This window comes from Desulfobacter sp. UBA2225, from assembly GCF_002348205.1.
Classification (GTDB): domain Bacteria; phylum Desulfobacterota; class Desulfobacteria; order Desulfobacterales; family Desulfobacteraceae; genus Desulfobacter; species Desulfobacter postgatei.
Window position 1 is genome coordinate 1 of sequence record NZ_DDYV01000114.1, and the last position, 12,717, is coordinate 12,717.

Below are 12,717 nucleotides of genomic sequence, written 5' to 3' on the forward strand. Positions count from 1 at the left end.
CGGGCCGGATGCATCCAGATCAGCTTCGGCATTGAATCCGGGGCTGAGCCCATCAAAAAGATCCTTGGCAAACCCATTGACAACGACACCTGCGTGGCGGCCTTTGACAAGGTGCGAGCCGCCGGTATCCTGCCCCGGGCTTATTTTATCTATGGCTCGCCAGGGGAGACGGACGCCACCATCCAGGAGAGCATTGATCTTATGGGCCGTTTAGGCCCGTTAAGCACGGTGTTTTACATGCTGGTCACCTTTCCCGGCACAGCCTTGTATAACCGGGCGTTACAGAAAGGATGGACCCATGATGGTGTCTGGCAAAAAAATATTGAAGATTTGCCCTGGTGGGAACTGGACCCGGATATGGATTTTGAACAGGTTAAGCGGTGGGGGGATCGGCTCAGGCAGGCTTTTTTCAGCAATCTTGAAGAGTTTGTGAACCGCATCACACGTCATCCGGATAAAACATCTGCCCCCTTGTATGCGGATTTCTTATCAAGGCTTGCCATGACCTTTTCCCATGGAGAATATGCCCGGGATAACCGGGTCCGAAATGCCGAGCAGATAGCCGAGAATCTGTTTGAAAAGGCGCTGCAGTCTTATCCTTGTGACAGGGCCTTCCAGGGCCTTGCCATGATCCAGCAGAAGCAAAAAAATTTTCCCAAGGCCATGGCTCTTCTTGACAAAGGGCTGTCGCATTTTCCAGAAAACAAAGATCTGTGCGTGTGCATGGGCGTGTGCCTGATGAATACCGGTGATTTTCACAACGCCTTAACATATTTCACCCCGTTTGCCCATGATCCCGCGTTGGGGCAGTACATCAAGATATGCAAACAAAAAATGGAGCTATAATAAATATATGAACAACGATTATCAACTGGCCAATAAAACCAGAAAAGAACTGAAGTTACAGAAAATGCGCCGGGACATCCTTGTCAGTGACGGCGCCCAAGCCCTTGACATGATCCTGGAAGCACCCTCCCCTGCCACCTTGATCCAGTCCTTCCCGGATCAGGACCTGTACTACCTGATGCATAAAATCGGGGTCCATGATTTCATTCCGGTTCTGGCCCAGGCCGCATCCAGCCAGTGGGAGTATATCCTTGACGTGGAGGTCTGGGATGATGACCGGCTGAATACCCATATGATGACCCAGGTGTTTTCCCTTCTGTTCAAAGCCGATGCCCAAAGGCTTCTGCGCTGGGCCATCAACGAAAAACCTGAGTTTGTGGAATATTATCTGTCACAAAAGATGCATGTTTTTATCCGGGAGCACGATGAATGGCCGCCCGAGGATTTTGACGATTACATCACCCTGGATGATAAATTTTATTTCAGATTTCCTGATCAGCAATCGGGCCCAGAGGAAGATCCCGAAGGGGAACTTTCCCCCCAGAATACCCTCCGAGAGAATGGTTTGCCGGATGATGCGCCGGAATTAATCGAACAGATGTTAAAAAAACTTGCCGAAATGGACCTGTCGGTTCTCCACGGCCTGTTCCTTGAGACCTTAAATATTCTGCCCGCCGAAGCAGAGGAGGAGCAGTTCCGGCAAAAAAACATCAGACTTGCGGAAAAAGGTTTTTTACCGGCTCACGAGGCCATTGGAATTTACCAGCCCATCGCCGGGAAAAACTTAAGACCCAGACCTGCAGTCGCCACCAGTGAAACCCAGGTACTTGATCCGGATATTCCCATGCCGCCTATGTTTTTCACCCAGTTTTTAAAAGGCGACAACCTGTTTGTAAAAGCCTTGGAACAAATCATTGCGCAAGGGGGGATCCCGGATCTTGACAGCGAACTTGCCGCCCTGATCAACAAAGTCATCAGTGCCGACCGGATCAAAATCAGGAATCGGGAATCCATTGAAAAGCCCCTTGAAAAAACCATGTCGACCTTAAGTTTAGGTCTTGAGGTGCTTATGGACGGCTCCAAGGCCCGCGTGGAAACCGCCGTGGATTTGATCAAAAAATATTTTCTTGAAGATATTTTCAGAACCGGAAGCCGGGAAGGTGCAAGGCTTCAGGCCACGGCACGCAAATGGTATGAGACAAGCTTTATCGGAACCAAAAACCTGCCCTTAAGTTTTCTGGGGGAATCGTACCTGGGCATTATTGGAGGGCTTATGGTTCAGCGGCCCATGTTTTTTGCCGACTATGCCGACAAGGTCTTGTACCGGAACTTTGCCGGCCTTTCCGATATCAGGTCCACCCGGCGGCAACTGGATGAAATCATTAGTTTGGATGATTTTCTCAACCGCCTGGATGTGGACATTGCCACCTTCACCTTTGGGGTACTCACATACAAAAGCATGATCCTGACTCTGTGGGTCCGTGACCGTTTGGGGCTGAACAGGTCAAAAGCATTGAGTCTTGCGCCCATTGAAATTTCTGAATTTAAAGATTTCTTTTCCCAGCTTTTCAATCCGGATGGGACCATCGGCGATACCCAGGCAAAGGATCTGGGATTATGGGCAGCTCAGGCATCCGGCATGCATGAAGCAGATCTGCCCACAGCGCTCCAGGGCATTTTGTACAGACTTTTGCAGGAACTGGAGTCGGAATACGGCCATGTCCGGACACAGGACCTGGATCCCCGGTTTATGCCTATGTTCCTTCTGACAGGACAGGATTAAAGATTTTATTCCCCGGGTTCAAAAATATAACCTACGGATCTGCGGCTTTTAAAATAGACCGGGGACTTGGGCTTGGATTCAAAATATTTTCTGAATCTGACAATAAAATTGTCCACGGTCCGGGTGGAGGTGTCCCTGGCATATCCCCATCCGGCTTTTAGAAGCATTTTCCGGGACAGGGGTTTTCCCTGGTGGGCAATAAAAATCCGCAGCAAGGTGATCTCCTGCTCGGTCAGGACCACTTCACCGGCTGCACACTGGGCCGTTGATGTTACAAAATCAATGTGGTTTGTCCCAAAGGAATAGGCGGTGCCTTCAAATAGAGGACAGCCTGATTTTCTTCCCTCTTTTCCGGGCGGTTCATACCATTCCTTGCGTTTGACAAGACGCTCCACACGCAAAAGAAATTCTTCAAGATCAAAGGGCTTAGACAGGTAATCATCCACCCCGTATTTCAACCCCCGAACCTTATCCCGGGTGTCCCCCCGGGCCGATAAAATGAGCACAGGGATTTTTTCATCCTCCCGGCGGATGGTCTGGAGAATGGAAAACCCGTCAACCATGGGCAGCATAATGTCCAGAACAATAAGATCAGGGTCCCAGGCACGCCATTTTTCAAGGCCTTCAATCCCGTCTACAGCCACTTTGGCCGCATATCCCTGGAGGGTGAGGTTCAGCTTAATCCCCTCGGCAATATGGGATTCATCCTCTATGATCAAAACACGTTTTTTTTCAACCGTTTCCATAACTCTTTATCTCTGACGCTGGCAATGCTTGCCCGGGGGATGGTAATGGTAAATTTTGCGCCTTTTCCCGTACCTTCACTGGAAACAGAGGCCCGCCAACCATGAATTGCAGCAATACTTGATACAAGATACAATCCGAGACCCGACCCTGTATTGGTCTGGTTATTGTTCCTGTCGCCCTGGTAAAATTTTCGGAAAATTTTTTTTGCATCCTCTTTATCCACACCTATACCATTATCAATAAAATCTATGGTCACTTTCTGCAAGTAACTTTTAAACAAAATGGTCAGACAGGGTGTAGGGCTTTCATTGTATCGGATGGCATTTGAAAAAATATTGGTCAATAGAATATCCAATAAAAAGGCGTTTACCGGGTATTCAAATCTGCCCCCTGACGGATTTTTAATCCTTACATCAAGACCCCTGAAGAGGGAAGCATTTTTCCGGCAAAACGTCTTTAAAAACACCACAAGGTTTTCCCGAGTCACTTTTGATCCAAAATTCTGGCTCTCTATGCGTGCCAGGTTAAGGATCCTGTCTATGTTTTCCGTAAGCCGGTCAATATCCTTGAGCATATCCGCACTGTATTTTTTTACATCCTCGGGATCCATGGGGTGGCGGATAAAGGTTTCAAGATAAAGTCGGAGAGAAGTGACAGGCGTTTTCAGTTCATGGGTGAAATTATAGATAAAATTGTGCTGGAGCCGGAACAGGTTCACGGTTTTCTGATAATATATAAACGCTAAAAAAATGCCGGCCAGAACCACGAAAATCAAAAGGCTTAAAACAAGTATTGTCATCCCTGTTTTGGAGGGAAAAATGGCCTGGGGCTCAATGTTGAACTTGAGCATCACAATTTCGAGGGCAGAACGGATCTCCATGTAAAGGCTAACCGTCAGGACCAGAAATGTGGCAAGGGCAAAAATGGAACAGGCAAAAATAAATACCGGGTGAAGATACCACCGGGAAGGGTTCAGAATCTGCATGGATCACTCTTCATTCAGTATGGGACGCGCCTTTTGTGCAGGACAAAAATAACATATTATTTCCCTAATTGAAAAAATGTCAAGATATCATTTGTTTTGCAAATATGCCCACTGCTAAACGCCGACATATGCTGTTTATTGCGCCCTGTCAAACACTAATTGATATTTACGGTATCATCGGGAACAATCAACGCTTTAGTAACGGCTGAAAGGCTTGCGCTATTTAAAATTTTCAACTCTTTATTGTACCGTGTGCACAAATGCTTGACCTTTAAACAGGCATTATGACTGTTGCAGCTTACGGGGCATACAACAACATCACATCGTCTGACTTTAGCAGCAAGATCCTCATTGCTGTTTCTAAGATAACCGTCATGATAGTCAAATTCTCCCCCGGCCTTTTCAACAATCTGCCGGTAGTAGGATTTCATTTTCGTAATTCCACCTATCATAAAGATCCGTCTGGCGCACAGGCGGTTCCTTGGACAATCCTCGCCGGGGCAGTCTCCTGTTACGGGACAATTTCCAGATTTCCGGCAGGTGTGTAAATTATCCGTCCCGGGGGCAAAGACCGAAGAGAGCTGTGCAAACTCTTTCTTGAGCATTGAGTTTTCATTTCTGGTACTGAATAATTGAATCTCAAGTTGTTTTTTCTCCCGTTCCGCCCGAAGCGTCTCATCCCTTTGGCTGATCAATTCCTGTTCAAGACGTTCAACATCCCGATTCAATTCAGGGCCTGAGGGCTCATGCAAAACGATTTGGGGTTCAAGTGCCTCAAGTTTCTTTTTCAGCCAAACGTTTTCCCTTGCAAGAAAACTCTTTTCTTCACTTGCCTGCTTCAACTGACTCACCAGGTCCCGAATTTTTTTGCCTTTTTCATAACTTTTATTCTTTTCTCGATCCAGGATCTGGTCAACAGTTTCCAGCTTGCGCCGGATACTAAAAATTTCAGTCATATTGGCATGGGAAATCATATGAACTTCACCATGGATATCCTGAAGCAACTTAACATTCGTATCCCTATGGGAAACAATGGCATACATCACCGGCCCGATGATACCCCGGGCCGAATAGTCATACCATAAGGCTCTTACGCCCTTTTCATCTTTTTTTTTGTAAAGGGCTGCAATCTGCTTCATATATTTTCCGGCCTGATGCCGGATATAGTTGTTTGTCTTGACGGACACCGCATTTTCATCTCCCATGGATCCCATAAGATAAGAGTGGTATTCATAGGGCTTGAGACCGCTGACATCCCATCCACATTTCTTAAGAATATCTTTATGCTTGTCCACAGACAACATGCCTCCAATCACGGGACATTTAAAATTGCGTTCAATTTCCCAGATATTTAAAAAACACTTCCCTCTATCCATCAAACAAATCTCCGATAAAAATTATAAGTTAGATATGACTTATTTATAATAGTTTATAAAACAAAATCTGAGATGTCAATTGTTTTTGGCTCATGTTGCTTTTCAGGGTCGTATAATGGTAGAGGGTAAATTTTTTCACTCAATTCACAATAGAACCCCAACGGATGCAGGTAAACATAAAGACGCTGATTGATGATAGACAATGTTATGAAACTGTTCGGGAATTGCGCTGGCCTGAAGGATGCCAATGTCCCTTTTGTGATTCCAAACGAGGATTCAATGAAAAAAAACCTGCCAAACAGCGCTATGAATGTAAAGATTGTGGCAAACGCTTCGATGATCTGACGGGCACCATTTTTGCCGGACATCATCAACCACTCAAAGTATGGATATTGTGCCTCTATTTTATGGGACTGAACTTGTCGAACAGGCAGATTGCCCAAGAACTGTACCTGGACCGCACCGATGTGCAAAAGATGACCACCCAACTTCGTGAAAGCGTGGTAAAAAAAACCACCAGTAACCCTCGAAGACGAAGTTGAGTGCGATGAGGTCTACATTGTGTCAGGACATAAAGCAGTAGCCCAAAAAGGACGGGAAGGTCGTCGGAATCGTTTAAGGGGTGGTCGGGGTACATTGGAAACAAAATCAACAAGAATTTCTGTTGCGATTTAGAGATGGACGTTTGAGATAAAATACGCTTTATTGTCTTCATAGAGTTCTCCTTCTGTTGATATGAAAATTTTACTTGGAAATAAAACTTTCTCAACTTTGGAGAACTCTTGTCCACCTTTTTTTACATGTTTTTACAAAACTACGCTAAAAACTGTCCGAACCATTGTATGAATGAATGAGAAAAAATTAAGTACTAACCCGAATATTTACGTTCAGGTCGCTCCCGGCAAAGCGGGAGCGGGACTGATTCCATATCCCTGATGTGTGAGTCAACTTTCTTGATTTGTGCATTTCGACCTTTTAACGGCCTTTTCAATCTCCACCGCCAGAAATACTACAGTTGAAAGCAGAATCGTTACGGCAAGTTCCCCGGCGGTGAGCGGTTCGGTCTTGAAAATCGGGTTCAAGAACGGCACATAGATCGTGGCCATCTGAAGAGCGAAGGTCAGCAAGACAGCCCCGAGAAGCGGTTTGTTGGACCTCTGCTTGAAGAAAGATTCCTGTTCGGATCGAATGGCCAGCACGTGTCCCATCTGACTCAGGCAGAGGACGGTGAAGACCATGGTTTGCCAATGGGTCTGGCTGTTTTCGATGAACAAAATCTGGGTCAGTATGGAAACGGCGCCCATGAGCAGTCCGACCCAGATGATATGTGTGCCGAGACCGTTTGCGAAAATGCTTTCCTTCGGGTGCCTGGGAGGGCGGCTCATGATGTTTTTCTCCCCCGGCTCGGCGGCCAGGGCCAAACCGGGGATGCCGTCAGTGACCAGGTTGATCCACAGGATATGGATGGGTAAAAGGGGAATGGGCAGACCGAGGAAGGGCGCCAGGAAAATGGTGACGATTTCGCCCGAATTGCTGGTCATAGTGTATTTGATGAACTTGCGAATGTTGTCGAAGATGCGCCGGCCTTCCCTGACGGCCTTGACGATGGTGGCAAAATTGTCGTCCAGCAGGATCATATGGGAGGCTTCCTTGGACACATCTGTGCCGGTAATGCCCATCGCCACCCCGATATCGGCCCGTTTCAAAGCAGGAGCATCGTTGACCCCATCCCCAGTCATCGCCACAAAATTCCCTTTGTCCTGCAGCGCCTTGACGATCTTGAGCTTCTGCTCGGGGGCGACCCGGGCGTAGACTCGTATCTTTTCAACCTTGTCTTCGAATTCCTCCAGCGAAAGCTCCGCAAGTTCCCGTCCGGTCATGATGGCCTTGCCATCCCCGTGGATGATCCCGACTCGTCTGGCAATCACCTCGGCTGTCAGCGGGTGGTCCCCGGTGATCATCACCGGCCGGATGCCTGCGGACCGACACATGGCGACCGACTCCGCTGCCTCAGGTCGGGGCGGGTCCATCATGCCAACGATCCCGATCAAGGCCAAACCTGATTCCGCTTGTTTCGAAGTCAGCGGATCGGGAAGCGCCTCCCAGACCCGCATGCCGAACCCAAGTGTTCTCAGACCGTCGCCGGCAATCTGTTCGGCAGTCTGCAGTACTTTCGAGCGGTCGATTTCTTCCAGACCTTGATGGACAAGGACCTTTTCGGAACGCTCCACTATTTCCTCAGCCGCCCCCTTGGTGAAAGAAATGATCCGGCCGTTTTCCCAGGAATGAAAAGTGGTCATGAGTTTTCTGTCCGAGTCAAAGGGGATCTCAGCCAGTCTCGGGTATTTTTTATCAAGTCCCTCCCGAAGGTAGCCTTTCCCCCGGGCCAGCTCGAACAGGGCCGTTTCGGTCGGATCGCCGATAAGGGCACCAGAGGCATCCGCACGAGAATCATTGGAAAGAGCCAGGGCCGTCATCAGAAGACCGAGGGGCTTCCTGCCGGAGAGAATTGCCCCTGTGCCATCCAGACCTGCCGTGGGTAGTTCTTCTGCGCGGAATAGACGACCGTCCGTATAAACTTCTTCTACCGTCATCCGGTTTAAAGTCAGGGTCCCGGTCTTATCGGAGCAGATGTAGGTAACTGATCCCAGCGTCTCCACCGCCGGCAGTTTTCGAATCAATGCGTGCTGCTTGACCAGCTTCTTGGCCCCCAGAGCCAGTGAGATGGTAATGACGGCAGGCAGGGCTTCCGGAATGGCCGCCACCGCCAGCGAGATGGCCGTGAGCAGCATCAACAGCGGAGGCTCTCCCCGGAGGAGACCGGCCACAAAAACGATGGCACAAATGGCCAGGACAGCGTAAGCAAGCTTCTGCCCGAAAGAGGCCATCCGCTTCTGAAGCGGCGTCCGTCCTTCGTGTTGGTCTTGGAGCAAGGCAGCGATCCGTCCGAGTTCCGTCCTCATCCCGGTGGCCGCTACCAGCCCCAGCCCTCGGCCGTAGGTAATCAGGGTGCCTTTATAGGCCATGTTCTTCCGGTCGCCTATGGACAGGTCTGTTTCCCCGAGCGCCGCGGTATCTTTTTCCACCGGCGCGGACTCACCAGTCAAAGCCGCTTCATCGATTCGAAGCTGGACCGATTCAATCAGCCGGATATCGGCCGGCACCACGTTGCCGGCATCCAGGATCACCAGGTCTCCGGGCACAAGTCGTTCCGCAATAATCGATTCAGGGCGCCCGTCCCGAATGACGGTCGCCGAAGGTGCTGCCAGCTTTTTCAGAGCGGCCATGGCTTTCTCGGCACGGTATTCCTGAACGAACCCAAGCACGGCATTCAGCAGCACAATCACGACGATGGCGATGGTATCCACAGGGTCGCCGATCACGCCGGCCACGACGGCGGCGGCGATCAGCACCAGGATCATAAAATCCTTGAACTGATCAAAAAACATCATCCACAAGGATTTGTGTTTCTTCTCGATCAGTTCGTTGGGACCATAGTGCTCGAATCGTCGACGGGCCTCTTCGGAAACAAGGCCCATATCGGATGATTGCAGTTTCTCTAAGACCTCGGTTGGATCAATCTGATGCCAGTTGACCGGTTTGTCTACTTTTACACTCATGGTTTCTCCTGCCTCATTCTATGAACGGCCAATGGCTCTTCGGCCAATCTTCAATCCGACTCAAAATCACGGGAGTTCGACCTGTGCCGGTGTCAAAGCAATTTTTTGCAAACGTTTTGCGCATTTCGTTTCCAGCCGATTTTCTCGAAGAACGCTTCCCGCCACCCCAGGACCTAGGTTAGGACAAGCAGCAGACCGCCGGTACACGCCGTGATCGATCGCCGGTTCGGCAGAATGACAAACGGGCTATCCGCAGCAACAAAAACCGGCGGACTGATCGATGCATGACTTACAGCAGACGATTCCTATTCGATAGGGAACCATTCAATCATACCCTGCAGAACGGCGATCCCTCCCAGCAGGAGAAGGGCGAAATAGAGTACCGTCAAAACAAGTATCATGTATCCAAGGAGGACGAACCGGCCGTCCCGCTGGAGCACGCCGATAGCCAGGAAGAGAATTGCCAACCCCGGCAGCGTATTGGAAAACGGGATCAACCCTAAGGGAGCCATAAGAAGCAGCGCGCCTTTGATCAGCATCAGCCCGTTGACCCGCGCCATTCCCATCCCGTGCGTTAGAACGGGAATCGAAGGTCGACTTATTCGTCCCAATCGGTGAATCCAAACGGCACCCTTCTCCAACGCCACCCGCAGCCTGTCGGCTGGAAATTTCTTGCGTAAAAGTCGATCCGGCAGCCAAGGGGGCCGATGGGTTATGATCCCGACACCAACCAGTCCGATGACCAGTCCGAACACGGTGCTGACCCCCGGTATGGATACAGGGACCATAAAAGGCAGCGTAAGGAATATGCAGAAAACCATCATTCCCTCGCGGCCGATGCCATTGAATATCTCCCGCAAAGTCACCACGTCCCCCGAAAGGATTTTGCTCACATACTCGACACTCTCAGCCGGTGTCATTTCTGTCGTGTTGCGCTGTGTATCCATGTAACTCCTTTCTAAGGAACAGGAACCTGGCCGGCGGAAAGTCTCAGCTTGCCGATTGCAGTGCTGCAATCCGCGATTCAAGGGGCGGGTGACTGCTGAACAGCGCCATCATGCCGCCGCCTGCAATCCCGCCGGCAGTCATTTCCTTCGGCAATTGGCCGGCTTGAAGATTACCCAGAGCTCACAGGGCGTCGATCATCGGACGTCGGTCGCCCATCAGCGCGGCAGCACCTGCGTCGGCCCGGTATTCACTCTTACGCGAAAAGTACAAAACCACGATGCCGGCCAGGACGCCGAACAGGATTTCAAAGACGATGCTGCCGATCCAATAGCCGATGCCCGGGCCGCTCGATAACCTGTGCGCCGGTGCTCCATTTCGCCATGGTTTTGGACATCATCAGCGAAATAAAGGACCCGCCGAAGCCGATCAGGGCGGCAAATGCCGGCAACATGCCCATGTTCAATCCATTGCTGGTCAAAAAGCGGTCGATACCCAGAATACGGGCACTGATCGACAGCACCAGCATCACCGCAATGTTGGTCAACAAAAAAAGAACCGCTCGTTTCATCTAAGTCCTCCTGCTCATCATCGTTATGGATCAATCATTCATTACCGGGTCAGGCGCTTCTTTATCCTCTTTCGGGCCGACTTCTATAAGCAACTTGTCGATGCGGTTGCCGTCCATATCGACGACCTCGAAGCGTGCGTTCCCATGTATAAAGCTTGCGCCGGCTTTGGGTATTCGTCCCAGATGGTCCAGCACGAAACCCGCCAGCATCTCCACGTTTTCTCCCATATCGATGCCGGTTATGGCTTCGACTTCGTCGGTGGGAACCGTCCCGTCCGCCAGCCACGACCCGTCGTCTCTTTGGACGATTTGAGGACCGTTCTCTTCCCCTCTTTCCGGAAGATCTCCGGCGATGGCCTCGATCACGTCGGTGAGCGTCACCAAGCCTTCCGTTGTTCCATACTCATTCACCACGACAGCCAGGTGAACTTTTTCTTTCTTGAATCGATTCAGAAGGTTGAGGACTGTTGTGCGGTCCGGGACGTACAACATCGGAGTGATCAACTCGGATAGAGCGACCTCTTCACAACTGAGTGCTTCGGGAAGAAGGTTCTTGGTATGGATGAAACCGACGGAATGATCCACCGTTCCATCGCAAACCAACAGGCGCGAAAAACGATGGGACCGCACCATCTCGATAATCGTGTTCCGATCGGATTTCACGTCCACCCAAACGATCCGGGTGCGCGGTGTCATGATTAGCCGTACGGAACGATCCGCCAAGCGGAGAACGCCTTCTATCATTTCCTGTTCCTGGGGGACAAAAACGCCCGCCTGCGTCCCCTCGGCGATCAGCGACTTGACCTCGTCCTCGGTGACGGTTGTCTCACGGGTACCGGTCAGACCCAAAAGGCGCAAGACCCTCTCGGTTGAGACATGCAGTACCCATACGGCCGGAGCCGCAACCAAGGAAAGTCCGCGCATCGGTCCGGCCACCAGGGAGGCGACCCGTTCGGGTTGAGTCAACGCGATCCGCTTCGGCACGAGTTCCCCGATGATCAACGACAGATACGTTATGCCGACAACCGTGATGCCGATGCCGACAGAACTGCCGTAGGGTGAAATCAACGGAAATGTATTGAGCCAGGTTCCGAGTCGTTGGCCCAAAGTCGCACCGCTGAATGCCCCTGCAATGATGCCGACCAGCGTAATGCCGATCTGAACCGTCGACAAAAACCGGCTTGGATCGTCAATGAGGCGAAGAGCGGCGCGTGCACCGCGGCTGCCCTGATTGGCCAGATGCTCGAGGCGGCTTTTTCGCGATGAAACGACGGCAAGCTCGGACATGGCGAGCAATCCGTTGGTCACGGTAAGGAACAAGACAATGAGGAGTTCAAAATACAGCATGACGGCATCTTCTAAAGGATGTTCGGGAAGAGGCAATGCCGGGTCCGGGGGTTCGGATTTCGTTCAGAAAGGGCCGCACGCGTGCGGGCCGCTCTGCAGGCAAGAAATCAACCCATGGCCGGTCCGTGCCATGCTCAGCATTGGCATATCTTATGATACGGGTATTTTGGCAGCCCGGATGCAACCAGCCTGTTAAACAAGGCTGTTCGAAAAATGGACCTGCCTGCGCCGAGGCTTCGGCAGGCAGGGAATGGGAGAATTCGGAAGGAATAATTGCGGTAAGCGAGTGCAACCCCCACGGTTTCAACCGCGCGGCAGATTCTCGCTTTCGAATAGAAGAATCGTCATCGGTATCCAAATAACGTGTAACCCTCCGATAAATCAGGGGAAACATGGAGCATAGCATCTCCTGCTTCCCCTGGTTCTATTGTTAACCACGAACCTTGCAAGGTTCGTGGATTTTATTTTGGCTCCCGGCGCTCTATCAAACAGATTGC

11 protein-coding genes are annotated in these 12,717 nt (G+C 50.7%); 3 read left to right on the forward strand and 8 right to left on the reverse strand.

Annotated elements, in window-relative coordinates; all coding sequences use genetic code 11:
* The coding region (locus tag B3D59_RS06175; RefSeq protein WP_286818447.1) for a radical SAM protein at positions 1-846 on the forward strand (846 nt) is incomplete at its 5' end.
* 7 nt (positions 847-853) lie between these two features.
* Complete coding sequence (locus tag B3D59_RS06180) at positions 854-2,629, forward strand: DUF6178 family protein (protein WP_286818448.1); 1,776 nt, start codon at positions 854-856, stop codon at positions 2,627-2,629.
* A gap of 5 nt (positions 2,630-2,634) precedes the next feature.
* Here B3D59_RS06180 and B3D59_RS06185 read toward each other — a convergent pair whose 3' ends face one another.
* The 3 genes from B3D59_RS06185 to B3D59_RS06195 all read right to left on the reverse strand — a co-directional run bounded on the left by B3D59_RS06185 (position 2,635) and on the right by B3D59_RS06195 (position 5,737).
* Positions 2,635-3,375, reverse strand: a complete 741-nt coding sequence (locus tag B3D59_RS06185; RefSeq protein ID WP_286818449.1) for a response regulator transcription factor — start codon at positions 3,373-3,375, stop codon at positions 2,635-2,637.
* Positions 3,345-4,361 carry a sensor histidine kinase gene (locus B3D59_RS06190; RefSeq protein WP_286818450.1) on the reverse strand — a complete coding sequence of 339 codons (1,017 nt, stop codon included), beginning with the start codon at positions 4,359-4,361 and terminating at the stop codon, positions 3,345-3,347. Before B3D59_RS06190 ends, B3D59_RS06185 begins: the two co-directional genes overlap by 31 nt.
* Positions 4,362-4,516: 155 nt before the next feature.
* Entirely contained in the window at positions 4,517-5,737 is a 1,221-nt protein-coding gene (locus tag B3D59_RS06195) for a DUF2325 domain-containing protein (protein WP_286818451.1), read from the reverse strand.
* 164 nt (positions 5,738-5,901) lie between these two features.
* Here B3D59_RS06195 and B3D59_RS06200 point away from each other — a divergent pair, with 164 nt between their 5' ends.
* Entirely contained in the window at positions 5,902-6,279 is a 378-nt protein-coding gene (locus B3D59_RS06200) for a transposase (protein ID WP_286818452.1), read from the forward strand.
* 402 nt (positions 6,280-6,681) lie between these two features.
* Here the strand turns inward: B3D59_RS06200 and B3D59_RS06205 are convergent, their stop codons facing one another.
* The 5 genes from B3D59_RS06205 to B3D59_RS06220 all read right to left on the reverse strand — a co-directional run bounded on the left by B3D59_RS06205 (position 6,682) and on the right by B3D59_RS06220 (position 12,220).
* Entirely contained in the window at positions 6,682-9,357 is a 2,676-nt protein-coding gene (locus B3D59_RS06205; RefSeq protein ID WP_286818453.1) for a cation-translocating P-type ATPase, read from the reverse strand.
* Between the two features lie 305 nt (positions 9,358-9,662).
* On the reverse strand, positions 9,663-10,304 hold the full coding sequence (locus B3D59_RS06210; RefSeq protein WP_286818454.1) for an exopolysaccharide biosynthesis protein: 642 nt from the start codon (positions 10,302-10,304) through the stop codon (positions 9,663-9,665).
* A 181-nt stretch (positions 10,305-10,485) separates the two neighbouring features.
* Positions 10,486-10,581, reverse strand: a complete 96-nt coding sequence (locus B3D59_RS18430; RefSeq protein WP_414646519.1) for a M48 family metalloprotease — start codon at positions 10,579-10,581, stop codon at positions 10,486-10,488.
* A 28-nt stretch (positions 10,582-10,609) separates the two neighbouring features.
* Positions 10,610-10,873 (reverse strand): hypothetical protein, encoded by a 264-nt coding sequence (locus tag B3D59_RS06215; RefSeq protein WP_286818455.1) that lies wholly within the window; start codon positions 10,871-10,873, stop codon positions 10,610-10,612.
* A 30-nt stretch (positions 10,874-10,903) separates the two neighbouring features.
* A complete protein-coding gene (locus B3D59_RS06220; protein ID WP_286818456.1) occupies positions 10,904-12,220 on the reverse strand; it encodes a hemolysin family protein in 1,317 nt (438 codons plus the stop codon).
* Positions 12,221-12,717 lie beyond the last annotated feature (497 nt).

What these genes read in the sequence shown, in the direction of transcription:
- B3D59_RS06215 (WP_286818455.1), bottom strand. Translation starts at nt 10,873, where the DNA reads ATGAAACGAGCGGTTCTTTTTTTGTTGACCAACATTGCGGTGATGCTG.
- B3D59_RS06185 (WP_286818449.1), bottom strand. Translation starts at nt 3,375, where the DNA reads ATGGAAACGGTTGAAAAAAAACGTGTTTTGATCATAGAGGATGAATCC.
- B3D59_RS06200 (WP_286818452.1), top strand. Translation starts at nt 5,902, where the DNA reads ATGCAGGTAAACATAAAGACGCTGATTGATGATAGACAATGTTATGAA.
- B3D59_RS06220 (WP_286818456.1), bottom strand. Translation starts at nt 12,220, where the DNA reads ATGCTGTATTTTGAACTCCTCATTGTCTTGTTCCTTACCGTGACCAAC.
- B3D59_RS06195 (WP_286818451.1), bottom strand. Translation starts at nt 5,737, where the DNA reads ATGGATAGAGGGAAGTGTTTTTTAAATATCTGGGAAATTGAACGCAAT.
- B3D59_RS06180 (WP_286818448.1), top strand. Translation starts at nt 854, where the DNA reads ATGAACAACGATTATCAACTGGCCAATAAAACCAGAAAAGAACTGAAG.
- B3D59_RS06210 (WP_286818454.1), bottom strand. Translation starts at nt 10,304, where the DNA reads ATGGATACACAGCGCAACACGACAGAAATGACACCGGCTGAGAGTGTC.
- B3D59_RS06205 (WP_286818453.1), bottom strand. Translation starts at nt 9,357, where the DNA reads ATGAGTGTAAAAGTAGACAAACCGGTCAACTGGCATCAGATTGATCCA.
- B3D59_RS06190 (WP_286818450.1), bottom strand. Translation starts at nt 4,361, where the DNA reads ATGCAGATTCTGAACCCTTCCCGGTGGTATCTTCACCCGGTATTTATT.